16 protein-coding genes and 1 pseudogene are annotated in these 23,861 nt (G+C 66.1%); 8 read left to right on the top strand and 9 right to left on the bottom strand.

Annotated elements, in window-relative coordinates; translation table 11 throughout:
* Positions 1 to 3 precede the first annotated feature (3 nt).
* Positions 4 to 5,517, top strand: a complete 5,514-nt coding sequence (locus ABEA50_RS09545) for an SDR family NAD(P)-dependent oxidoreductase (RefSeq protein ID WP_345494879.1) — start codon at positions 4 to 6, stop codon at positions 5,515 to 5,517.
* Between the two features lie 26 nt (positions 5,518 to 5,543).
* Here ABEA50_RS09545 and ABEA50_RS09540 read toward each other — a convergent pair.
* Positions 5,544 to 5,736: pseudogene (locus ABEA50_RS09540) on the bottom strand (YnfA family protein); the annotation flags it as partial.
* A 213-nt stretch (positions 5,737 to 5,949) separates the two neighbouring features.
* On the opposite strand from ABEA50_RS09540, the gene ABEA50_RS09535 reads away from it, so the two are divergent.
* Complete coding sequence (locus ABEA50_RS09535) at positions 5,950 to 7,896, top strand: TerD family protein (protein WP_425577635.1); 1,947 nt, start codon at positions 5,950 to 5,952, stop codon at positions 7,894 to 7,896.
* A gap of 312 nt (positions 7,897 to 8,208) precedes the next feature.
* Here ABEA50_RS09535 and ABEA50_RS09530 read toward each other — a convergent pair whose 3' ends face one another.
* The 6 genes from ABEA50_RS09530 to ABEA50_RS09505 all read right to left on the bottom strand — a co-directional run bounded on the left by ABEA50_RS09530 (position 8,209) and on the right by ABEA50_RS09505 (position 14,256).
* The gene (locus ABEA50_RS09530; protein ID WP_345494877.1) at positions 8,209 to 8,544 is read right to left on the bottom strand and encodes a YnfA family protein; all 336 of its coding nucleotides are present in this window, start codon (positions 8,542 to 8,544) and stop codon (positions 8,209 to 8,211) included.
* Between the two features lie 58 nt (positions 8,545 to 8,602).
* Positions 8,603 to 9,268: a TetR/AcrR family transcriptional regulator gene (locus ABEA50_RS09525; RefSeq protein ID WP_345494876.1), complete on the bottom strand. Its 666-nt coding sequence runs from the start codon at positions 9,266 to 9,268 to the stop codon at positions 8,603 to 8,605.
* Between the two features lie 92 nt (positions 9,269 to 9,360).
* The gene (locus tag ABEA50_RS09520) at positions 9,361 to 10,230 is read right to left on the bottom strand and encodes an NAD-dependent protein deacetylase (protein WP_345494875.1); all 870 of its coding nucleotides are present in this window, start codon (positions 10,228 to 10,230) and stop codon (positions 9,361 to 9,363) included.
* A gap of 310 nt (positions 10,231 to 10,540) precedes the next feature.
* Positions 10,541 to 11,224 carry a transcriptional repressor LexA gene (gene lexA / locus ABEA50_RS09515; protein ID WP_345494874.1) on the bottom strand — a complete coding sequence of 228 codons (684 nt, stop codon included), beginning with the start codon at positions 11,222 to 11,224 and terminating at the stop codon, positions 10,541 to 10,543.
* Between the two features lie 34 nt (positions 11,225 to 11,258).
* Positions 11,259 to 13,550, bottom strand: coding sequence for a molybdopterin-dependent oxidoreductase (locus ABEA50_RS09510; RefSeq protein WP_345494873.1), 2,292 nt, complete (start codon positions 13,548 to 13,550; stop codon positions 11,259 to 11,261).
* 229 nt (positions 13,551 to 13,779) lie between these two features.
* The gene (locus ABEA50_RS09505; RefSeq protein WP_345494872.1) at positions 13,780 to 14,256 is read right to left on the bottom strand and encodes a nitroreductase family deazaflavin-dependent oxidoreductase; all 477 of its coding nucleotides are present in this window, start codon (positions 14,254 to 14,256) and stop codon (positions 13,780 to 13,782) included.
* Between the two features lie 305 nt (positions 14,257 to 14,561).
* On the opposite strand from ABEA50_RS09505, the gene ABEA50_RS09500 reads away from it, so the two are divergent.
* The 4 genes from ABEA50_RS09500 to ABEA50_RS09485 all read left to right on the top strand — a co-directional run bounded on the left by ABEA50_RS09500 (position 14,562) and on the right by ABEA50_RS09485 (position 20,046).
* On the top strand, positions 14,562 to 16,772 hold the full coding sequence (locus tag ABEA50_RS09500) for an MMPL family transporter (RefSeq protein WP_345494871.1): 2,211 nt from the start codon (positions 14,562 to 14,564) through the stop codon (positions 16,770 to 16,772).
* Positions 16,773 to 17,295: 523 nt separating this feature from the next.
* The gene (locus ABEA50_RS09495) at positions 17,296 to 17,865 is read left to right on the top strand and encodes a hemerythrin domain-containing protein (RefSeq protein WP_345494870.1); all 570 of its coding nucleotides are present in this window, start codon (positions 17,296 to 17,298) and stop codon (positions 17,863 to 17,865) included.
* A gap of 106 nt (positions 17,866 to 17,971) precedes the next feature.
* Positions 17,972 to 18,850 carry an ABC transporter ATP-binding protein gene (locus ABEA50_RS09490; protein ID WP_345494868.1) on the top strand — a complete coding sequence of 293 codons (879 nt, stop codon included), beginning with the start codon at positions 17,972 to 17,974 and terminating at the stop codon, positions 18,848 to 18,850.
* Positions 18,847 to 20,046: an ABC transporter permease gene (locus tag ABEA50_RS09485; RefSeq protein ID WP_345494867.1), complete on the top strand. Its 1,200-nt coding sequence runs from the start codon at positions 18,847 to 18,849 to the stop codon at positions 20,044 to 20,046. The genes ABEA50_RS09490 and ABEA50_RS09485 overlap by 4 nt, the downstream gene beginning before the upstream one ends.
* Before the next feature lie 37 nt (positions 20,047 to 20,083).
* On the opposite strand, the gene ABEA50_RS09480 is transcribed toward ABEA50_RS09485, so the two are convergent.
* Entirely contained in the window at positions 20,084 to 21,052 is a 969-nt protein-coding gene (locus tag ABEA50_RS09480; RefSeq protein ID WP_345494866.1) for an aldo/keto reductase, read from the bottom strand.
* Between the two features lie 283 nt (positions 21,053 to 21,335).
* On the opposite strand from ABEA50_RS09480, the gene ABEA50_RS09475 reads away from it, so the two are divergent.
* Both ABEA50_RS09475 and ABEA50_RS09470 read left to right on the top strand, forming a co-directional pair.
* The gene (locus ABEA50_RS09475; RefSeq protein WP_345494865.1) at positions 21,336 to 22,658 is read left to right on the top strand and encodes a family 1 glycosylhydrolase; all 1,323 of its coding nucleotides are present in this window, start codon (positions 21,336 to 21,338) and stop codon (positions 22,656 to 22,658) included.
* 3 nt (positions 22,659 to 22,661) lie between these two features.
* Positions 22,662 to 22,880, top strand: coding sequence for a hypothetical protein (locus ABEA50_RS09470; protein WP_345494864.1), 219 nt, complete (start codon positions 22,662 to 22,664; stop codon positions 22,878 to 22,880).
* A 5-nt stretch (positions 22,881 to 22,885) separates the two neighbouring features.
* Here the strand turns inward: ABEA50_RS09470 and ABEA50_RS09465 are convergent, their stop codons facing one another.
* A complete protein-coding gene (locus ABEA50_RS09465) occupies positions 22,886 to 23,857 on the bottom strand; it encodes an NAD(P)H-dependent flavin oxidoreductase (RefSeq protein WP_345494863.1) in 972 nt (323 codons plus the stop codon).
* Positions 23,858 to 23,861: the final 4 nt, after the last annotated feature.

The raw sequence follows: 23,861 nt of genomic DNA, 5'->3' as shown, positions 1-23,861 counted from the left end.
GCCATGGATCGACGGATCGCCATCGTCGGCATCGGCGTGCGGCTACCGGGCGGGCGCGGGCCCGACGGCCTGTGGCGCGCGCTGCACCGTCGCGACACCGCCATCGGGACGGCGCCCGACAGCCGCGCACCTTATCTCGCCGACCACGACATCCCCGACCCAGGATTCGCCACCGTCTGCCGCACCGGCGGATTCGTCGACGGCTGGGACGAATTCGACCATCCCGCCTTCGGCGTCTCCGCCCGCGAGGCCGAGGTGATGGATCCGCAACAACGCATTCTGCTGGAAACCGCGTTCGAGGCGATCGGCGACGCCGGGTTCACCCTGGAGTATCTGCAACGCCACGTCACCGCCGTGGTGAGCGGATACATCACCCGCGACTATTGGCACAGTGCCCGACACCACACCAGTCTGGACGCGATGAGCAATGTCGGGAACACCGGCAGTGGCCTGTCGGGTCGGCTCGCGCACGTTTTCGGTCTCACCGGCCCCGCCATCACGATCGACACCGCGTGCTCCTCCGGATTGTCGGCGGTGGCCGCCGCCGCGGACAACATCCTGCTCGGCAACTGCTCGATCGCGCTGGCGGCGGCGACCAACCTCATCCTCGACCCGTACGAAACCCTTTCGTTCTACCGATCCGGCATGCTCGCCGAGGACGGCCTCTGCAAATTCGGCACCACCCGAGCGGACGGGTTCGTCCGCAGTGACGGGTTCGCGGTGCTCGCGCTGCGGCCATTACAGGACGCGCTGGAGGATCAGGACCGCATCTACGCCGTCCTCGACGCCGTGGCTACCGGCAACGACGGCGGCCGCAGCGGTTCGCTGGCCACGCCGTCCGTGGCGGGTCAGGTCGAGGTCATCCGACGCGCCATGACGATGGCGGGCCGTGAACCGGCCGACTTCTCCTACGTTGAGGCGCACGGCACCGGAACGACAGTCGGCGACCGGGTCGAACTCGACGCACTCGCCACGGTTTTCGCCGATCGCACGCACCCGTTGCCGATCGGATCGGTGAAAACGCGAATCGGGCACTGCGAGGCCGCCTCCGGCATGGCGGGGCTCGTCGTGGCCGCCTTGAGCCTGCACCACGCGTCGGTGCCACCGATGCTGGTGCACGGCGAGCTGCACACGGATCTGTCCACGGCGGCGCGCGGGCTGCTCGCCCACATCGAAGACAACCTCGCACTGCCGAACAATGCCGCGATAGGCGTCAGCTCCTTCGGCATCACCGGAAGCAATGCGCACGCGGTACTGTCCGCACCGCCCACCTCGCCAGAGACCGCATCGCCCTCGTTTCCCGCACTGCCGCACCTGACTTCCAGCGGAGCCCGCCCGCCAGCCGACCACGCCGTCGACGACGACGAACCACTCGCACCCGCACTCGCCTACCGGGTCAATCACAGCGTCGACCAGCGACAGGCCGACGGGCAAACAGACCCGACTGCGAGCCGACCCGAGACGAGCAGCACCGGCAGCGGGCTCCTCGCCGGTCTCTGGCGCGAGGTGCCGAAGGTGGTGTTCGCGTTCGGCGGTTTCGGCGCGGACTGGCTGGACCCGACGGCGGTGCGCGACCCGATCCTGCGAAACCACTTGGACGCCGCCTACTCCGCCGTGCGCGACCATGCCGCCCACCAGGACCGGCCCGTGCTCGACGGACGTCCCGACACTCCCGCCGCCCTCCAGCCCTACGCCACGTGGGCCTCGCAACTGGCCATCGCGTTCGCCCTGCGCGATTACGGTGTCGTCCCCGACGCGGTGCTGGGACACAGTTTCGGCGACATCGCGGCGGCCTGTGTCGCGGGCGCGCTCGACCTACAGGAGTCGGCACGACTGCTCGTCGCACGGACCGAATCGGTGCGCATGCATTCGGACAACACCCGAATGATCGTGATCACCGGCGCCGAGGTGGCACACGAACGCGACTGGATCCCGGCATCGGCGGATGTGGCGGTGGTCAACAGCCCCCACTGCGTGGTCCTCGCCTGTACCGCCGACACCCTCGACACCGTGGCCGAGCTCGCGATGGATCAGGGACACGAGGCACGCGCCCTCGAGGTCGTGTTCGGATCGCACAGCCGGTTCGTCGAACCAGCGCTGCCCGCGTTCGAGCCCGCCACCGCTCTCGGCGAACGTGCTGTCGACGTGCCGTTCTACACCTCGACCGGCCCCGCCGGCGGCGCACCGAAAACTGCGCTGCCCCCGCAACATTGGCTCGACAACCTCCGTGCGCCGGTCGAACTTCCACCGGTCGCGCAGCGTCTGAGCGAGGACGGGTACGGCATCATCGTCGACATCGGCCCGCGTGCGGTCTTGGCAGGACACCTGCGCGCCTTGGTTCCAGGCACCGTACTGGCCACCGACGCCCTCGGTGGCGACAATTTCCTGCGCACGGTCCTCGGTGCGCTCTTCGCGGCGAACTGCCCCCTGCGTCCGGAACGGTTGCCGCCGTGGACATCCGAGCTTGCCGCCACGCTGAGCTGGCAGCATTCACCGCGCCACGTCACTTCACTGCCTCCCGCCGCGCGAACGACGTCCCGACCCACCGCACCCGAAGGCGAAGCGAGCGAGTCGGTGACCTACCGGTTCACCGGCCCACAGGTGCGGGCCCTGGCCGGGCACCGAGTTCGCGGCGAAACGGTCGCGCCGGGCACGCTGACACTCAGCTGCCTCGCGCGCGCCCTCCAGCACGCGGATCGGCCGTTGACCGTCGACACCGTCCGGTTCGTGGAGGCGATCGTCATCGACGACAACGCCGAACAACTCGCACTGACGGTGTCGCGCACCGACAATCGCGTCGAGGTCCACTTCACCACCGACACCAGCACCGGACCGACCTTGTGTTGCACGGCGACCGTGCTGCCCTGCGCCCCCACGGAACCGACGCCATCGATCACCCTGCCACTGAATCTCGCACCGCTGTCGGTCACCGACTTCTACGCAGGGTTCGCCGCGGCCGGAAACCACTGGGATGGGCCGTTCCGTGCTATCTCCGAGCTCTGGGCATCCGCCTCGCATGCCTGTGTCACCGCCCGCCTCGACGACGCGTCCCCACTCGGCGGCCCTATCGATCCCGCATTGTTCGACGCGGCGCTGCACGGCCTCGCGGCGGTGCACTATCAGCTCGTCGACGGCGGAGAAATCCACAGCCCCTTCTATTTCGAGGGCGCCGACCGCATCACCGTCCATCGTTCGCTACTGCGGGGCAGCTCGCGCTCCCTCATCGCCCCCAGCACGAGCGGGGCCGGTTTCGACATCGCCATCCTCGACGCGCACGACCGTCTCGCCATCCGATGCGAAGGCGTGCGAATTCGACCGCTGCGCAACCGATCTCGCATCCCCGCCCTTCGTCCGGTATGGCGGCCACTGACCACCGCCACCGCTCCGGCCGAACAGCGCACCGTCGACATGTTCGACTCGTCGCTGGGCCGCGCGGTGGACGCCGCGGCACAGACCATCACACCCGATACCGCACCCGCCACGCGCGAGCTGATCGACACCACCTGCGCAGCAGTACTCTCGACGGTCGAGGACGGCCATGAACTGCTCGTCGACGCGCGTCGACCCACCCTCGGCAAGGCCAAGACACTCATCGATTATCTCGCCGGGTTGGGCCAAGTGCTGACCAGCCTTGCCCGAACCGCGGCCGAGTATCACACACCGCTCGGTATCGTCGTGAACGACACCGAGCGCGCACGCGTGACCGAATTCGACGGCGCCGTCAGCAGATTCGTCTTCTCACTGACGGGCGCACTCCCCTACGAACTCCCGACCCTCATGACCGCGGTCGTCTGCGCCGAAGCACACCAGCCGCTCGGCGAACTCCCCTCGATCCGGGCACTCGCGGCCAGAGGCGAGTACCGAATTCGCCGAGATCACGCCGGATCACTCTGGGCAGCACGACTTTCCCATCACATCAATGCCTCGATCCCGCGGTGTTCGCACCCGTCGGGCAGCCACCTCGACAGCTGGTCACTCGAAGTCCGGCCACACTCGGCGAAGTCCTGCGACGTCGACATCGTCTGGTCCGACCCCCGACACGGGCCGCGCGTTGTCGCCACACGCGACCTGCTCGAGACCTATCGACGGGCACAGCGGTGGCCGGACGCGCTGTGGGCAGCACAGGCCGCACAGCAGGTCGAGTCGATCGCCCGGCTCGTGCCCGAGGATGATGTCGTGGTCGTCGGCACGGATCGACGTGCCACACTGTTGCGGGCCGCCCTCGACACCAGGATCCCCCACGCGACGCCTGGCCTCGCGCACGACCGCCGCGTCTCGATCACCGTCGACGGAAACGACATTCACGCCGGTTTGGCAGCCGACAATTCACCCGATCGAACAGCACTCGTCGTCCCCGGTCTAGCACCCACCGGCGACTGGCCACGATCGGTCACCTATCGAACAACCTCGACAGAACTCGAGGAAACCCTGCTCGGCCTGCCCGAAACCTCAGGCGAACAACGCGAACCCGATCCGACGCCTACCCGGCACAAACGAGCCGCCATGATCGTCGGCGGCAACGGCGGACTCGGATCATCGCTCGCGGCCGACCTCACCGCACGGGGATTCGACCAGATCATTCTGGTCGGAACCCGCGACATCGACAGCAGCGAAACACCTTTCGAGTATCTGCGGTGCGACATCGGCAACCCGTCAGCGGTGGAACTCCTGCACGATCGGCTCGAACAGGTCGACGCGCACAAGCTGTTCGTCTTCCATCTGGCCGGACGACTGTCCACCGGCCCGATCACTGACCTCGACCGTTCGGATTGGCTTCGGGTGCTGATCCCGAAAGTCGACGGCACCCGACACCTCGTCGAGGTCGCCCGACGTGCGGGCGCGCATATGCTCGTCGCGTATTCGTCCGCGTCGTCGGTTCTTCCCTCACCCCAGTTCGCTCACTACGCCGCAGCCAATGCCGCGATGGAGGGGATCCTCGCGGCGGCCGAGGGATTGCGAGTACGGGGTGTTCGGTGGGGCTTCTGGGCCGGCGCGGGCATGCTGCACGATCTGGATCCGAACCGAGCCTTCACCCCGGTCGGGGTCGGCGAAATCGACGCGGACGAAGGCCATACCTTTCTCCAGGAGGTGTTGTCCGCGACGGACACCGAATTCCCGGTCTGCTATCCGGCGGACTGGGAGGCGGTCGGCCAGCGCTATCAACGGCTACAGCGCGACGCGTTACTGCACGAACTGGATCTCGGCAATCAGCAGGAGCGCACGGACTCGGACTCGGACTCCGCTGCCGCTGGAGTCGTTACCACGGCTGGACCGGCGGAACGAGCCACCGTCGTGGAGTCGCTGATCATGGAGACCCTGAAGATCTCCGAGGTATCGACCGTCCGCACGGCAAGCAGGTTGCGCGGTATCGGCTTGGACTCGCTACTGGCCGTGGAACTGCGCACGAAGATCAAATCGAGCTTCGGCAGGACCGTGCCGATCCGAACCCTGCTCGGCCCGATCACCTCTTCGCAGCTCCACGACCTCATCACCGACAAAAGCATCCCTCCCAGGTAGGCACCGCATCACGAAAAGGTCTGATGTCAGGCCGGTCTCGGGGCGTACATGATGACCGCGACGCCGATCAGGCAAATGGTCGTGCCGCTCACGTCCCAGCGGTCGGGGACGGAACCCGTCCAGCGCCATGGCCCATAACGGGGAGCCTGCGACGAAGACTCCGCCGTAGGCAGCGAGGATGCGGCCGAAGTCGGCGTCGGGCTGGAGGGTGGCGACGAACGGATCCTCGGTTCCGTCATAACCGTGTAACGGGCGCAACGTAACGGCCGAATACCACTGCGTCGCTGCTGGTTACGGGACCGGGGCGATCGGATGTCGTCATCGGACGATCGCCGTGGACAAGCCCGTGGCTGTAGCTGGACCACCAGAAGGGTGGATGCTGTGACGTCTTCGGAGATTCGGGCTTTCCCCACATTGGCCAAAGGCCAGAACATGGCGCTGCCCGACGGTGTGGTCCGCGTCGACGTGGTAATCGGGTGGACAGACTCACAGACCGAGCTCGACGCCTCAGCGCTCCTGCTCGGCGACGACGGGAAGGTCGGCGGCGACGCCGATTTCGTCTTCTACAACCAACCCCAGTCACCGAACGAATCCGTGCGCTTCCTCGGCACCAGTGCCACCGAGGACGGCACTCAGGCGCGGATCGCGATTGATCTCTCCGCTGTACCAAACAACGTCCACACCATCGTCGTGGCAGGCAGCGTCGGCGCCGAAACATTCGGCAAACTGGGCAAACTGTCATTTCTGGTCGTTGACGAAGCGGGCAGTACACTCGCTGAATTTCTCACCGCGGACGCGACAACCGAGTCGGCGCTCGTTTTCGGCGAGGTCTATCGTCGCGACGAGACATGGAAGATCAGGGCCGTGGGCCAGGGATGGGCATCCGGACTGGCTGGCATGGCGACAGATTTCGGCGTCACCATCGATGACGCCGACACCGAACCGGACGAACCCCCCTCAGACGCTGCCCCTGTCGACAAGCAGCCGGCGCAATCGCCTGCCGACACCGCGCCGCCCCCTCGACCCGCGGTCAGGAAACAAGGAGTGCGCACCGCCAAACGCGCAGTACGCAAGGCTAAACCGGTCGAACTCACCCTCGCCGAGTCGGACAGCTGGACACCGGCCCGTTTGTTCTCGGTCATCGGCGTCGGCAACGGAGAAGAACAGGAACGCCGGGCGACGTCGGCACTCCTGGCCACCATGCAGACCGTGCGCCCCTTCGCCCGAGCGGTATGTGCGCGGATCGGCGCGCCCGTCGGTGTTTTCGAAGGGTATGTGGAAGTTCCGTTCGAACGGGGCGAATCGAAAGTCATCCCGGACGCGGTACTCAAGGTCGCACGAGGCAGCCGTATCTGGACGGGGTTACTGGAGGTCAAGACCGGTAACGCGAAGCTACGGCGCGACCAACTCGAGAGCTATCTGGACGTGGCACGACGGAAGAAATACGACGTAGTCGTCAGTCTGTCGAATGACATCCCGGCCGGTCCCGGCGAACTCCCCGTCGAAGTCGATCGGCGCAAACTCACCAAAGTCGCGCTCCGTCACCTGTCCTGGGCTGAAATCGCACACGAGGCACGCATGCTCCTCTCGCACGGGGGAATCGACAACGAACTACACACGTGGATACTGAGCGAATTCCTGCGCTACCTCGACCATCCGAAATCCGGTGCGACAGAGTTCGCCGACATGGGCAAGCACTGGGTGGCGGTCCGCGATTCGGTGACGGCAGGCATCCTCCGGGCCGGAGACCAGAAAGCATTGTCCGTTGCCGATACATGGACATCACTGTCGCGCCACCTCGCATTGCGGCTCACCGCCGAACTGGGTGCCACGGTGAAACATGTCCTTCCGCGGCGACACCGCAGCGACCCCGCCGCCCGCACCATCGCCGTCGCGGAGCGACTCGCCAATGAAGGGGTCTTCGAGGCTGTCCTCCAGATACCCGGCGCTCCAGCCGATCTCGTTGTCACCGCCGACGTGCGAACCAACAAAGTGTCCTGCAGGACCACACTGGACGCGCCCACCGAAGGCACCTCGACACGTCGCTTATCGTGGCTGTTGAAGCAGCTCGACGCCGCACCTGGTGACCTCCAAGTCGAGGCCACCTATACCGAACAGGGCATCGAGGTCTGCGAACATCTCGCCACGGTGCGCGACAACCCCAAGCTTCTGACCGGGACCCGCTCGGCGGTCATCATCTCCTTCACACTCACTCAAACCTTCCCGATGGGCAATCGACGAGCTGGGACGGCGGCAAGCTTCATCGCCAGCGTCACTTCGGCGACAGACACGTTTCACTCCGCTGTCGTCCGCCACCTTCGAGAATGGACGCCTCCGACGAACCCACAACCGGACGCCGAGACCGTAGGGCAGCTGTAGCGCACATCGCGTGCTGGACCCGAACGCCCGGCGTCGCGCCCGAAATGCCATTCCACGGCTACGCGATCACTCGCATCCGCGCCGTCGCGAGACCCTCGGCCAATGCGTCCAGCGCTTCGGAGCAACCCTCGTTCACTGTGAGGGTGGCCAGGTTGTCGGCTCGGGTGCGGCCGCGGTTCAGGATCGCTACCGGCCGTGGGTCGACCCCAGCTGGCGCGGCCTACGCACCGACAAATCCGCCCACGAGGCCCGGTGGGAATCCGACTGATCAGCCCTCCCCAGCACACGCGCGAAAGACGAAAAGATCTGCCGTCAAGCAGGTCTCGGGGCGTACATGATGATCGCGACGCCGAGCAGACAAATGGTCGCACCGGTCACGTCCCAGCGGTCTGGGTGGAATCCGTCCATCGCCATGGCCCACAGGAGGGAGCCCGCGACGAAGACTCCACCGTAGGCGGCCAGGATGCGACCGAAGTTGGCGTCGGGCTGGAGGGTTGCGACGAAACCGTAGACGCCGAGTGCGACGACTCCGGCGCCCACCCAGATCCAGCCCTTGTGTTCGCGCACGCCCTGCCACACCAGCCAGGCGCCGCCGATCTCGGTGAGGGCGGCCAGAACGAACAGCAGAATCGATCGCACCACGGTCATCCACAAAGCGTAAGTGTCAGGGCTCCTGCGGCCCCGCAGCGGAATACGCGGTGCGGAGTCAGTCCGCACCGCCTCCGTTGTCGCCGATTTCCGGACCGAGCACCCGGTCGAGTATATGCTCAGCCAGTTCCACCGCACGCCCTGGATCGGCATACCCAGACAACACGCCCTGCGCGAGACCGCCGAGGGCCGCCACCATCAGCTGGGCGTCGAGTTCGACACTCGTCGCGTTCGCTCGTTTCAACTGCTCGCCGATGAGCATCAACAGCGCGCGCGGCGCCGCGAGCGTCTCCTCCGAGCTGATGCCCTGCCCCGCGATCGCCGCGGTATTGAACGCGCCGAGCACAATCTCTTCTTCCCGACGTTGCTCGTCCAGCGGCAGTAATTCCTCGAACAGCGCGCGCAGCGCCGCGCGAGGTGCTGCCTGCTCCCCCAATTCTGCCCAGCGCCGGGCGAAACGGGCACCGGCATCCGCCATCACCGAGCGATGCGTCGCCAACAGGAACTCACGCTTGGTACCGAAGTAGTACTGCACCAGCCGCACCGAGAACCCCGCCTCGGCGGCGACCGATTGGAAAGTCACGGCGTCGAGCCCACCCCCGACGATGACGCGCCGCGCCGCATCGGTGATCTGCCTGCGCCGCACCTCATGATCCACCAACCGTGGCACGAGCCCCGCCACCTCCCGCATCCCATCGAAAGCCGAGGGCTTGATAATACGCACGTACCGCATAGATGATGTGAACTCGCTCGCGCGCCCGAAACCCCTTCCCTCGGCAACGGTCGCGCAGCGGCGACGCGCACACAAGCCCGTGGCTAAGCGCTCAACCGCACCGGCACCGTCGCGAACCCATCGGCCACTGCGTCCAAGGTTTCGGAGCAGCCCTCGTGCACCGTCAAGGTGGCCAGGTCGTCGCCTCGGGTGTGGCCGCGGTTCAGTATTGCTATCGGCCGTGCGGTTTTCGCGGCGTAGCGGGCGAAGCGTAGGCCCGACATCACGGTGAGTGACGAACCTGCGACCAGGAGGGCATCGGAGTGTTCCACCAGGTCGAAGGCGGCCGCCACTCGATTTTTCGGGACGTTCTCGCCGAAGTACACGATGTCGGGTTTCAGCATGCCGCCGCACTGCGCGCAATCGACCATCTGAAAACTGGCGGTGTCGTCGAGGACCGCGTCTGCGTCCGGCGCTACCTCCACGCCGTCGGTCAGTACGTCCTCGGCGAAACCGGGATTCATGGCCTCCAGCTGATCGGCCAATGCCATACGCGAGATCACCGCGTCACAGCCGAGGCACCGCACCCGTGCGTAGGTCCCGTGCAGATCGATCACCGCGCGGTGGCCTGCCTTGGTATGCAGCATGTCGACGTTCTGCGTGATCACGCCGGAGACAACCCCCATACGTTCCAACCGTGCCAGCGCGCGATGGCCGCGGTTCGGAACCGAAGCGTCCATCCGCCGCCAACCGATGTGGTTACGCGCCCAGTACCGCTGCCGGAACACCGGGTCGCCCACGAACTGCTGGTAGGTCATCGGATTGCGCGGCGGCGAGGACGGCCCACGGTAATCGGGGATGCCACTGTCGGTGGACAAACCCGCACCCGTCAACACCGCGACCCTGCGGCCAGCCAGCAACTCGAGCAGTTGCTCGACGTCGCCGCCGACACGCGATCGCGAGGTGTCCGACATGATTCTCAGAGTACGTGGGTCAGCATCGCAGCAGTTCGCCGCCGGTTCGCACGCGCATGCGCCGACACGCAGGATCGGGTCGCTATGACCTCGTCGTCGGCGGACGGCCGAGGCCGAGGTGCGCGAGCAGGCTGTACTCGGTCACCAGGTGCTGCGCGAGGCTGCGCACCGGGTGCGGTGCGGCGTACGGAAGCGACGATCTCGCCGTCGATCACGCAGCACTCGCTGACGAGCGGGGAGCAGCAGAGCGAAAGACAAAAGCGCTCCTGGCGAGACGGTGGCAGTCGCGGCGGCGAGGACCGCGCGCCAATTAGACCCGCCGCATCACCGAAACCACCTTGCCGAGCACGACCGCCTGGTCGCCGTCGATCACCTCGTAGGCCGGATTGCGCGGTTCGAGATACACGTGCCCGTTGCGTCGCCGATACACCTTCACCGTGGCCTCGTCCTCGATCATCGCGGCCACGATGTCACCGGAGTGCGCCTCGTGCTGCTGACGCACCACCACGATGTCGCCATCGCAGATCGCCGCGTCGACCATCGAATCACCACGCACCCGCAAACCGAACACCGTTCCACTGCCGACCAGTTGACGCGACAAGATCAGCATGTCGTCGGTGTGCTCCTCCGCGAGGATCGGCGTGCCCGCGGCGATATCGCCGACCACCGGCACCGTCACCGAATTCTCCTCGGACACAGCGGGACCGGCATGCCGCAGGAACATGCGCACATCGACCGGGCGCGCCACCGCGTCCCCGCGACGCAGAAAACCCCTGTCCTCCAGGCTCTTCAGATGCTTCGACACCGACGACGAAGACCGCAGACCCACCGCGTCACCGATCTGCCGGGTACTCGGCGCGTAACCGTGGCGCTGCACCCACTCCTGGATCGTCAGCAGAATCCGTTGCTGACGCTGCGGCAGCGTAGAGGTATCGAGCCCGTCGAGGTAGTCGTCGTATCCGGTCACCCAGGCAATCGTAGTGCCGTCCACCATGATCGATGACCGCCGGTTCCCCGAACCCTGCCGGTTACGCCTCCGAACGCACCAACTCGGGTGGGCCGTCGACGGTGAGTTCCGGCGCCACACCGTCGAACCGCTCGATCTGCACCAACGCCAACTGTCCCGCGCATCCCTGACTCAAGGTCGAAGACGGACGGTCCGTGGTGAGCACATTCGGGTTGCCGTGCCGACAGAACGACGAATCCGCGGGGTCCGGGTCGTACCACGCACCCGTGGACAGCTGCGCGATACCGACACCGACCGCCTCGTCGACCACCAACCCGGCCAGGCAACTGCCCCGCTCGTTGAACAACCGCACCAGATCACCGTCGCGCAGCGCGCGGGCCGCCGCGTCCTCGGGATGCAACCGCACCGGCTCGCGACCCGCCACCTTCGTGGAGCGGCTGTGCGAACCCACGTCGAGCTGACTGTGCAGCTTCGACTTCGGCTGGTTGGCGATCAGCTGCAAAGGGAAACGTGCGGCCGCCGCCCCACCCAACCATTCCTCCGGCTCCAGCCACACCGGGTGCCCTGGACAATCCGCGTAACCGAACCCGTCGATGGTGTCGGAGAAGATCTCGATCTTGCCGCTCGGCGTGATCAACGGAAATCGGCGCGGATCGGCGCGGAAGTCGACACCGAGCACCTGCGCACGATCCGGCACGGGCAGATTCAGATGCTCACTCGCCCAAAAGGTATCGAAATCGGGCAACTCGACCTCGTCGAGATGCCAGCCGCGCCAGCGATCATAGAGGTGGCGCAGCCATTCGTCGGCCGTGCGACCCTCGGTGAATTCCTTACCGACACCGAGCAATTCGGCGAGCTCGCCAAGGATCGAGTAGTCGTCGCGCGCCGCGGCATGCGGCTGCGTGAGCGCCCGCATCGGGAACATGATCTCGTCGTTCTGCCCGGCACCGAAGTCATCGCGCTCGATCGACATCGTCGACGGCAACACGATGTCCGCGTGCCGAGTGGTGGACGACCAGAACGGGTCGTGCACCACCACGGTCTCCGGACGGGCGAACGCGCGCCGCAGCCGAGCCAGATCTTGATGATGATGAAACGGATTGCCGCCACACCAGTACACCAACCGAATGTCGGGGTAGGTCAGACGCAGACCGTTGTATTCATAGGACGCACCGGGATTCAGCAGCATATCCGCGATCCGCGCCACCGGAATGAAGGTCTCGACACCGTTGCTGCCTTGCGGCAGCGCGGGCGGCGAGAACCGCCGCGCGGACTCGCCGACACCGTGCGCCGACCCGTAGCCGTGGCCGAATCCACCACCGGGCAAGCCGATCTGACCCAGCATCGCCGCGAGCACAATGCCCAACCACAGCGGCTGCTCGCCGTATTGCGCGCGCTGCAACGACCAACTCACCGTCACGAACGTGCGCGAACCCGCCATTTCCCGCGCCAGCGCGCGGATGCGGTCGGCCGGGACACCGGTGATCGCCGAGGCCCACTCGGGATCTTTGACGACGCCGTCGGCCGCACCGCGCACGTAGCGCACGAACCTGTCGTAACCCACGGTGTACTTGGCGAGAAAAGCCTTGTCCGCCAGCCCTTCCGCATCCAACACCTGCGCCAACGCCAACATCAGCGCCGCGTCGGTCCCCGGCCGCCCGGCCAACCATTCGGCCTGCGCCGCACCGGGAATATCGTCCCGCAACGGTGCGACCGACACGAACCGACACCCCCGCGACCGTGCGTCGGCGATCCACCCGCGCGTGTTGTGCCGCGACACTCCACCGGGCGACACCACGGAGTTCTTCGGCGAAAGACCACCGAACGCGACGACCAGTTCAGTGTGTTCGGCGATCACCGACTTCGCGGTCGCCTGATCCGACACCCAGCCGATGCTGCCGATGACGTGCGGCAACAGGACGGTCGACGTGCCGAGGCTGTAGCTGTTGACGTGCCGCACGTACCCGCCGAGACAATTCAGGAACCGGTGCAACTGACTTTGCGCGTGGTGAAACCGCCCCGCACTGGCCCACCCGTACGAACCGCCGAACACCGACTCCGCACCGTGCTCCCGATACACCCGCCCCAACTCACCCGAAAGCAAATTCAGCGCGGTCTCCCAGGACACCGGCACGAACGGCTCGTCACCACGCCCCTCGGCGCCGGGCCCGCGCTCGAGCCAGCCGCGCCGCACGTAGGGCTGATCGATACGCGTCGGATGATGCTGAGCCGACGCGACATTCTCGATCAACGGCGTCGGTTCCGGGTCGCCGGCCCACGGCCGCACCGACGTCAGGCGCCGCCCATCACTGGTGGCCTCGAAGGCACCCCAATGCGTCAGATGCGTGGTCATAGCCTCCACCGTAAAGGCAGCCACCGACACGTCCCCCACCCCGGCACCGCGGCCGTACCGTCGCGCTACCTCACCGCGATCGCCCAGGCTTGGCAACAAACCACCGCACCACGTGCGGCTATTACGGTCCCCGACGCCGCAGCGGTACTGCCGCGCCACCTCAATGCGATCACCCACGGCCGACAACGAACCACCGCATGCGGCCCTACCGTTCCCTGCGTACCGAGCGCTACTTCCGCACGAGCTCGAACACCCGGAAGCGCCGACCGCCCGACAGTTCCGCCTCCATCCGGTAGCCGGGCCAGAAGTCCACGGCGGCCTGCCACGCGCGTGCGCGCTCGTCGTCGGCGAGTTCGGTCACCGTCACCTCGAACTCTTCGCCGGCACGCCACACCGTTGCCGAGGGGGCGGCACGCAGGTTCGCCGACCACACGGGGTGCTGCCGGCTACCCCAATTCGAACCGACGACCAGGATGTTGCCCCGGTACGGCACATACAACAGCGAAGTGGTCCTCGGGATGCCTGTCTTGCGTCCGGCGACCGTAATCCGCACCGAGGGCAACCCGGCCAGATCCAGAATCCCCTTGCGCCCACCGCTGATTCGACGCAGGAACCGTTCCAGCGGATACACCATCGGCGCCGTGCGCATCGCCCACCGCTGCCGACCGAACCACCGAGCGAACATGGTCAAGGGTTTCGTCGCCACCCCCGAATATTGGCACGCGTATCTTTCGGATGCGCAGCGCCCAGCCGTAAGCGGGGCGCATCTCACATTTTTATCGCCGCGACCGTTGCACAGCAGAACTCACGTTGCTGGTTACGCACCGGTAGCTTATCTTCGCCGTACCCGCGATCGCGTTCGAATCGTCGGTACCTTGGATGAGGCGCAGCCCGCGTACCCCCTGAAAGGAAGCAGCCCTTGCTGATCGGCGCCCGACGACAACGGCCGGCACCACCGACAGGCCGCCACCCCTCGGCACCACGCCTGCTTCGAACCCCCGGAGCCGCGTAATGTTCACGCGCTGGGGAAATTTCGTGGTCCGCCGCCGATTCGCCGTCATCGGACTCGTCGTCGCCGCGCTACTCGCGCTCGGCGGCTACGGCCTCGGGCTCAACGACCGCCTCGGTTCGAGCGGGTTCGACGACCCCACCTCCGAATCCGCCGAAGCCGCACGCCTGTCGGATGCCGCGTTCAGCCGCGACCACAGTGTCGACGTGCTGCTGCTCTACACCGCGCCCACCGGAAAGACCGTCGACGACCCCGAATTCGCTCGTGCCGTCGTCGACAACCTCAACAGCCTGCCGCGCGAACACCCCGACGAGATCGACAAGATCAACGGCGCCTACTGGCCCACCGAATCCGGAATCGCTCAGCCCGCCCTCTTCGGTCGACCCGACAAAGACAAGGCGTTCGCCGCGCTCGCGATCAAGGGCGACAACGACACCGAGACGATGAAGAACTACCGGAAGGTCAAGGAGTCCGACGCCTTCAGCATTCCGGGAATCACCGTGCAGGTCGCCGGGCTACAACCGGTCGCGGGGACACTCAGCGAAACGCTCGAAGTCGATGTTCGCCGCATGGAAGTCATCGCCATTCCCGCCGTCGCGGTGCTGCTGTTCTTCATCTTCGGTGGCGTTGTCGCCGCGGCCTTGCCGCTGATCGTCGGCGGTCTCACCATCATCGGTGCCAACGGCATCGTCCGATTCATCACCGAATTCACCGAAGTGAATTCTTTTGTCTCCAGTGTCGTTTCGATGGTGGGCCTCGGCCTCGCCATCGATTACGGACTCTTTATCGTCAGCCGATTCCGCGAAGAACTCGCCGCAGGGTACGACACACCTACCGCGGTGCGAAGATCGGTACAGACGGCGGGCCGAACCGTCGTGTTCTCCGCGACGATGATCATCGTCAGCCTCGGCGGCATGCTGCTGTTCCCGCAAGGCTTCCTCCGATCACTCGCCTACGGCGCGATCGCGACCGTTTCCCTGGCCGCACTCACCGCGCTGACGATTCTGCCCGCGGTCCTCGCCATCCTCGGGCCGAACGTGGATCGGTTCGGCCTCAAATGGTTCCGCCGCACCAAGACCGCAGAGGAGGTCGAGGCCGGATTCTGGGGCAAGACCACGCGCTGGGTGATGCGCCATCCGCTGAAGGTGGCAGTGCCGATCTTCCTCGGCCTTGTTCTGCTCATCATCCCGATGAAGAACATCGCCTTCGGCGGATTCAGCGAAACCTACCTGCCGCCAGACAACGAGACGCGCACCGCGCAGCAGGACTTCGATCAGGCGTTCCCGTTACGGAAAACCGATCCGATCCAACTCGTCTTCGTCACCGACGACACCACCGCCGTCGGTTCACTCCTCGAAGACGCCGACAAGGCCCCCGGCCTCACCGGCAACTTCCCGGTGCCGAGCAGCTCACCCACCCGAGACGACGTCTATCGCACCGAAACACACCTCGAGGACACGGCCGATCCGAACAAGACGATCGACTACCTGCGCTCGCTGCCCCAGCCCGAGGGCGTCACGATGCTGGTGGGCGGCCAACCGGCCATTCAAAAGGACGGTATCGACGGACTACTCGGGCGCATCCCCTTCATGGTCGTGGTGGTGCTTGCGCTCACCACCCTGCTCATGTTCTTGACGTTCGGTTCGTTGATTCTGCCGATCAAGGCGGCGCTCATGAGCGCGCTCGGCCTCGGTTCCACGCTCGGCATCCTCACCCTGATCTTCGTCGACGGATACGGCTCCGGGTTCCTCAATTTCACGCCGCAGCCCATCCAATCGGCGGTGTTGATCTTGATCATCGCGATCATCTACGGCCTGTCCACCGACTACGAAGTCTTCCTCCTGTCACGCATGGTCGAAGCGCGAGCGAAGGGCGCGACAACCACCGAGGCCATCGGCATCGGCACCGCCAACACCGGCCGCATCATCACCGCGGCCGCGCTCATCCTGCTCGTGGTCACCGGTGCGTTCGCGTTCTCCGATCTGGTGATGATGCAGTACATCGCCTACGGCATGATCGCGGCGCTGTTCATCGATGCCACCATCCTGCGCATGCTGCTGGTTCCCGCCGTCATGAAGCTGCTCGGCGACGATTGTTGGTGGGCACCGGCATGGATGCGTCGCCTGCACGCCAAGATCGGGCTCGCCGAACCGGTCCTCGAGGACGAACACCCCGACGCCGGTCCCCAAGAACCCGCGCGGGCGGCGCACTGAACCCGGCCTGCGACAAGCGCACTCGTCGTAGGCCAGCGGATGCTCGATCTCCTGGCGCACCGTAGCTCCGCACATGCGGTGCGCCAGGGACGAGACCAGGACCGCTCCCGGCCGTACGGCAGACCAGCCGACTCCGCTCCCACGAAGCGCTTCCACCCTTCCCTGTCCAGGCTTTTTTGGAACTTGTTTGTGATGGTGACAGTGCCGACCGTTGATTCGGAGACACATGTTTAGATGCGCATATTTCAGTAGACGCATGTTATATACCGCCTATAGCCTGAGTAACCGACGCGTCTCGGCCATCCGTAAAACCCCGATTTCGTTCCTCGACAATCGCTTTCGCACAGATACCCCGAACGTGACCAGCATCGAGCCGGGTGCGCCACTCCCCCGGCTCGAGCAAGCCGGAACCCGACGCGATCAGCGAGAACGCCGTCGCCCGCTCCCCCGACGCATAACATCCACGGCGGGAGGTACATCGGGAACTGTCGTGCACAACCATCGCGCCTATCAGGAGGAATTTGTGGACATCACCCAGCTGATCCTCGATGACCATCAAGAGCAGCGGCGGCTGTTCTCGATCCTCGAGGAGATCGACCGCTCGCAGACCGACGTACTGTCCCTGATCTGGGATCGGCTGGCCAGCTTCCTGGAACTGCACGCCCAGGCCGAGGAGGAGATCTTCTACCCGGAACTCCTGCGCGTCGGCGTCGCGGCCCGGCGCAAGGACGGAGTCGAGGACGAGACGCTCGACGCGATCGAGGATCACAACGAGATCAGGGACGCGGTCGCCGAAGTCGCGCGTTACGCCGTCGGCACCGACGATTGGTTCGCGGCGGTCGCCGCGTCGAACCTGGCCAACAGCGATCACATGGCCGAGGAAGAACGCGAGGGGCTCACCGATTTTCGCCGTTTGACGGGGGTGTCGCAACGGCACCAACTCGCTGTCGCCTTCGCCGCGTACGAGGCCAGGAACTTCGCGGGTGTGCGCTCCGTCGACAAGGACCCGTCCGGGTATGTGCGCCGAGTCGAGCAAGGTGTGCCCGCGGGGGCGAGCGGATCGCTCAGCATCGGCGCGTTGAAACGGACCTGACCCGGACCTGGTCACGCTCGGCACGCCCGACCCCGACGTATCGGACACCCCACTGCGCACCGCCCAGTAGGGTTGGGGCCGATCCGATGCCAGACAGGGGAGCTCGATGTTGGAAGCCGCGCACCTGGTGCGCCGATTCGACGACAAAGTCGCCGTCGATGATGTGTCGTTCACGGTGCCGCCCGGGGTGCTGACCGGGTTCGTCGGTGGAAACGGTGCGGGCAAGACGACGACCATGCGAATGATCATGGGAGTACTTGCCGTTCACGACGGCGCGGTGCGCTGGAACGGACAGCCGGTGACGGCGGCGGATCGTCGTTCGTTCGGGTACATGCCCGAAGAGCGCGGACTCTATCCGAAGCAACCGGTGCTCGATCAGCTCGTCTATCTGGCACGGCTGCGCGGCAGCTCCGCGAGCTCGGCCAGGCAACGGGCCGCGCAATTGCTGGAGCGGTTTCACCTCGGTGACCGAGCTAAGGACAAGCTGGAGTCGCTCTCGCTCGGCAATCAGCAGCGGGTACAGATCGCCGCCGCCGTCATCGCCGAGCCTGCCGCGCTGATTCTCGACGAACCGTTTTCCGGGCTCGACCCGGTGGCGGTGGACTCGATGGTCGAGCTGTTACAGGAGTACGCCGCACAGGATGTGCCGGTGCTGTTCTCCTCCCATCAGCTGGATCTCGTGGAGCGGTTGTGCGACCAACTGGTGATTCTCGCGAATGGCCGGGTGGTCGCCCAGGGCTCGGTGCCGGATCTGCGCGGCAGTGCTCGCGTCAAATATCGACTCGTTGTCGATGGCGACAGCGGGTGGGTCGCCGCCTTCCCCGGCGTGCGCGTACTCGAAACCGAGGGGGCCACGGTGCTTTTAGAACTCGAGGGCACCTCGACGCGCGAGCTGCTCACCGAGGCGCTTGCTCGCGGCTCGGTGCGTGAACTGGCCGAAGTTCGCCCGTCGGTATCGGAGATCTATCGCGAGGTGACCGCATGACCACCTCGACCGAGCGGCGTTCGGCACCGAGGGATGTGTGGCGACTGGTCGCCACCCGCGAGATCACGGTGAAGCTACGTGACCGCGGATTTCTGCTCTCGACGGTCTTCACCATCGTGGCGATCATCGCGTCGCTGGCCATCAGCGGGTTCGTCTCGGCTCGCACCGAGACCGTGGATATCGCGATCACCGGCGACTCCGCCGACCAGGTCGTCGCCACCGCCAACCGGCTCGCCGAGGCCGCGGACAAGAACGTCACCTTCAACACCCACCCCGCGCGCGACGAGGCGGCCGTGCGACAGCAGGTGAACGCGGAATCGGCCGACGTCGGGTTGGTCCCCACGCAGCCGGGCGGATGGCGACTGGTCGGCAAGTCGGAACGCGACGACGACGCCGCGACCTACTTGACCGCCGCCGCGCAGGCGATCGCGTTCGAGCAGAACGCTCGCGCGGCAGGCACCTCGACCGAGGAACTCGGCAGGGGCGGATCGGTCGCCTACGACCTGCTCGACCCGGCCGCGATCGATCCCGGCCTGGCCAAGGTCGTCGCGTTCGTTTTCGCGTTCCTGTTCTATCTGGGATCGTTGCTGTTCGGCATGTCCATAGCGCAGAGCGTGGTCGAGGAGAAACAGAACCGCATCGTCGAGATTCTGGCCAGCGCGATACCTTTGCGGCAGTTGCTGATCGGCAAGGTGGTCGGCAATACCGTGATGGCCTTCGTCCAGCTCGTCCTGTTCGCCGGGGCGGGACTGATCGGATTGGCGGCTACGGGCAGAGGTGATCAGGTCGCCCAGATCGGCGGCGCCGCAGGCTGGTTCGTTGTCTTCTTCGTGGTGGGTTTCCTCGCACAGGCCAGCCTGTGGGCGGTTGCGGGATCGCTCGCGACGCGCAACGAGGACCTGCAGTCGACCGCTACTCCACTGTCGATGCTGATCATGATCGTGCTGTTCGCCGGAATCTTCCTCAGCGGCACCGCCCGCGTGGTCGCGTCCTATATTCCCGTCGTCTCCATCGTCGCCATGCCCAGTCGCATGGCCGAGGGCACCGCCGCGTGGTGGGAGCCGATCCTGTCGTTGATCGTCATGGCGGTGGCGACCTACGGGATCGTGATCGTCGCCGAGAAGATCTACCGCCGATCGCTGATGCAGACCCAGGCGCGGCTGTCGATGCGACAAGCACTCGCGCTGCGCGACTGATCGAGCGGCCGTGCCGGGTGCCAGCACTCGGCACGGCTCAGGCGGCGCTGTCCCGCGCGGTGATCCGGTCGATCTCGGCGAGGTCGGCCAGGGTCGGTTGCCATTGTCCCGCGCGCACATTGGCCGCGACCTGCTCCGGCGTTGTCGCGCCAGCGATGACCGAACTGACCGCGGGCTGTGCGGCCAGACCGCCGATCGCCACATCGAGCAGGGTGACCGAACGCTCCTCGGCGAACGCCTCCAGTTGCTCCAGTACATCGAAAGTCGCGTCGGTGAGCACGGATTCGCGATTCCACGCCTGGATTCGGCTACCCTCCGGTGCGGCGGCGCCGCGGCGGTACTTGCCGGTGAGCAGGCCACTGGCCAAGGGGAAGAACGGAAGCAGCCCGATGCCGTAGTGCTCGAGCGCCGGCACGAGGTCGGCCTCGATCCCCCGCTCGAGCAGGCTGTATTTGTTCTGCGCGCTGATGAAACGCTCCAGGTGACGCGTGCGCGCGACCCACTCGGCGTCGGCGGTCTGCCAGCCGCTGAAGTTCGAATGCCCCAGGTAGCGCACCTTGCCCTCGCGCACGAGATCGTCCAGCGCGGAAAGGGTTTCCTCGATCGGGGTCGCGGGATCGGGCCGGTGCAGCTGGAGCAGATCGATCCAGTCGGTGCGCAGCCGACGCAGCGAGTTCTCCACCGCGCGACGGATATAGCGACGCGAGCCGCGCGCTTCCCAATCGAGACCGTTGTCCTGACCGAGGCGCCGGACATCGTTGCCGAACTTGGTGGCGATCACGACATCGTCGCGGTGGCCTTGCAGGATCTCGCCGAGCCGATGTTCGGAGTCACCGTAGGAATCGGCCGTGTCGAACAGCGTGATGCCGTGATCGAGCGCGGCGTGCACCACGGCCTTGCTGTGCTCGAAGTCGAGTTTCATGCCGAAGTTGTTGGTGCCGAGCCCGACAACCGACACCGCGAGACCGGAATTACCGAGACGACGAAGCGACGAAGTTTCAGTCACATTGTTCTCCCTCTACGGATGGCGTGGCCCACCCGATGGTAACCACCGTGTTCGAACGCCGAGTGGTCGCGCCCGAGCCATTGCCGCACCGAGGTAAAGGGTTAGGTGGGCAACGGCACAGCGAATCCCAATCGGGGGCCGCGACGACACCGTTTTCTCACAACCGCGAATTCCACGGAAACGGACAACCGACCAGTAGTCTGTGTTCGTGGCACCACCGGCGACCCGGCGTACGTGCAGGGGGTCCACGAACACGTCGGTCCGTTCGGAAAACAGGAGTTCGATGCGATCACACAGTCGTCGTCGCGCATTCGCCACCTTCGCCGCAGCCACCGCGGCATTCGCGATCGGCGCAACCACCACGGCCACTGCGCGCCCGGAGCCGCCCGAACAGATCGAGCCGCTCGGCCCTGACTTTCTCTGGGGTGTCGCGGCATCCGGATATCAATCCGAAGGGCATGCGCCCGACAGCAATTGGTCGCGGTATGTCGCCGCGGGCGGCACCGAGGACCCCTATCTGAATTCCATCGATTTCTTCACGCGCTACCGGTCCGATATCGCACTCGCGGCCCGACTCGGCGTGAAGGTGTACCGCATCGGTATCGAATGGGCGAGAGTGCAGCCCAAACCCGGCGAGTGGGACAAAAATGGGTTGGCGTTCTACGACGACGTGATCGCGGCGATCAGCACGGCCGGTATGCGCCCGATGCTGACCCTCGATCACTGGGTCTACCCCGGCTGGGAAGTCGATCGAGGCGGCTGGAACAACGCGGGGATCGTCGGGGACTGGCTGGCCTACGCGACACGCATCGTCGACCGCTACGCCGACTACGACCCGCTCTGGGTCACCTTCAACGAACCCGCGTTCTACATCGTGAACGAACTGCGCCACGGCGGGATCTCGCCGTGGGCGGTGCCCATGATGCAGGACCGAATCGCGCAGGCGCACAACAGCATCTACGACCACATTCACGAGGTGCAGCCGGATGCCATGGTGACGAGTAATGTCGCCTACATTCCGGGTGGCGACGACGTGGTGAACAAGCCGATGATCGATCAGATCAGCGCCCGGCTGGACTTCATCGGCATCGACTACTACTACGGCCTCTCCCCCGATTCGCTCACCCAGTTCTCGCTGTCGGAACTCTGGCGCAATCCCTTGCAGCCGGAGGGGATCTACTATGCGCTGCAACACTATTCGCGACAATTCCCCGGCGTCCCGCTCTACATCGTCGAGAACGGAATGCCGACACGCGATGGCGCGACCCGCGCCGACGGCTACACCAGGGCGGACTCATTGCGCGACACCGTCTACTGGCTGCAACGCGCCAGGGCCGACGGCATCGACGTGATCGGCTACAACTATTGGAGTTTGACCGACAATTACGAATGGGGTTCCTACACACCACGTTTCGGCCTCTACACCGTCGACGTGCTGACCGACCCCACGCTGACCCGCAAACCCACCGACGCGGTAGCCGCCTATACCGCGATCACCAAAGCCGGTGGCGTGCCGAGGAACTACCGACCCACCCGACTGCCGGCGGCCTGCTCGTTCACCGACGCGACGGCAAGTTGCGACGACCCCGTCACCGTCCCCGGCTGAGCGATGACCGAGGAAGATCCGCGATTCGACGACTCCGCCGACGTGGCGGCGCTGCGGCGCTGGGAGCAGTCGGGCGCGCTGTGGCGCGTGCTCGCACACACGGGCGATTCGGTGGTCGTCGGACTCTATGACTGCGCTGGCGGTACGGAGATGGAGCGAATCGCATCGCGCGACCCGCTCCTATTGCGCTTTCTCGGCGAACGGACCAGCAGCGAGGACTGAGCGGGTCAGGGTGTCGCGCAGAGGCTTTCGATCACCTCGGCGACCGACCGAACCGCGGTGATCGCGCCGACGCCGGTACCGGCGTCGATCGGCACCGCCGCGGGATCCTCGGCGGAGGTAGCGGCGGCGAGGTCCGCTCGCGCGTGCGCGTCCCGCGCCAACACGTCCTCACGACCGGTCCACCGCTCGGCGAACGGATTGCGCAACACCCTACTGGGAAACCTTGTCGGCCACGGCAATTCCATGCCGACATCGAACGCACGGGTCACGATCGTGTCGTCACCGCGAGCGGCCACCAGCGCCCGCCGACCCGACGGTGCGAGTAGCGACTCCGTGCATGCCGCCAGGCAGGTGCCCACCCATGCTCCGCTGGCACCCTCGGCGAGCACGGCGGCGAGATCGGCGTGCGTCGTGATCGCGCCCGCGGCGAGCACGGGCGTCGCCACGACCTCGAGTACCGACGCGAGCAGCGGACGCAGCGGCTGTTCGACCGCGCCGTGCCCTCCCCCTTCACTGCCGCGCGCGACGAGGACCTGGACGCCGGATTCCGCCGCGCGCTTGGCCTCCTCGGCGCTGTACACCTGTGTGGCCGTACTGATTCCGGCGGCGCGGACGCGCTCCACCCATCTCATGTCGGTCCCGAAGCTCACCGAGATCATCGCCGGGCGCGCCGCGATCGCGACGTCGAGCAGGTCCGGGTGCGCCGCGACCACCCAGTCGACCAAGCCGATGCCGAACCGTCCCTCGGTCTCGCGCACGTGGACCAGTTCGCGGTGCAGCGCCGGCACCGATCCCGCACTGCCCATGCCGATCATGCCGAGCCCACCGGCCGCGGTCACGGCCGCCGCGAGTGCGCCACCGGCGACGCCACCCATCGGCGCGTTGACCAGCGGAACCCGCAGGCCGAGACGCCGCGACCACGCGGTCGAGGCGACGGCGTCCGCATGGCGTTCGGGTCCGGGCGGCGACGAGTTCATGCCG

The sequence above is a fragment of the Nocardia callitridis genome, assembly GCF_039543305.1.
Classification (GTDB): Bacteria; Actinomycetota; Actinomycetes; order Mycobacteriales; family Mycobacteriaceae; genus Nocardia; species Nocardia callitridis.
Note: the sequence above shows the minus strand (reverse complement) of the source record. Positions and strands in the feature narration are given on the sequence as shown.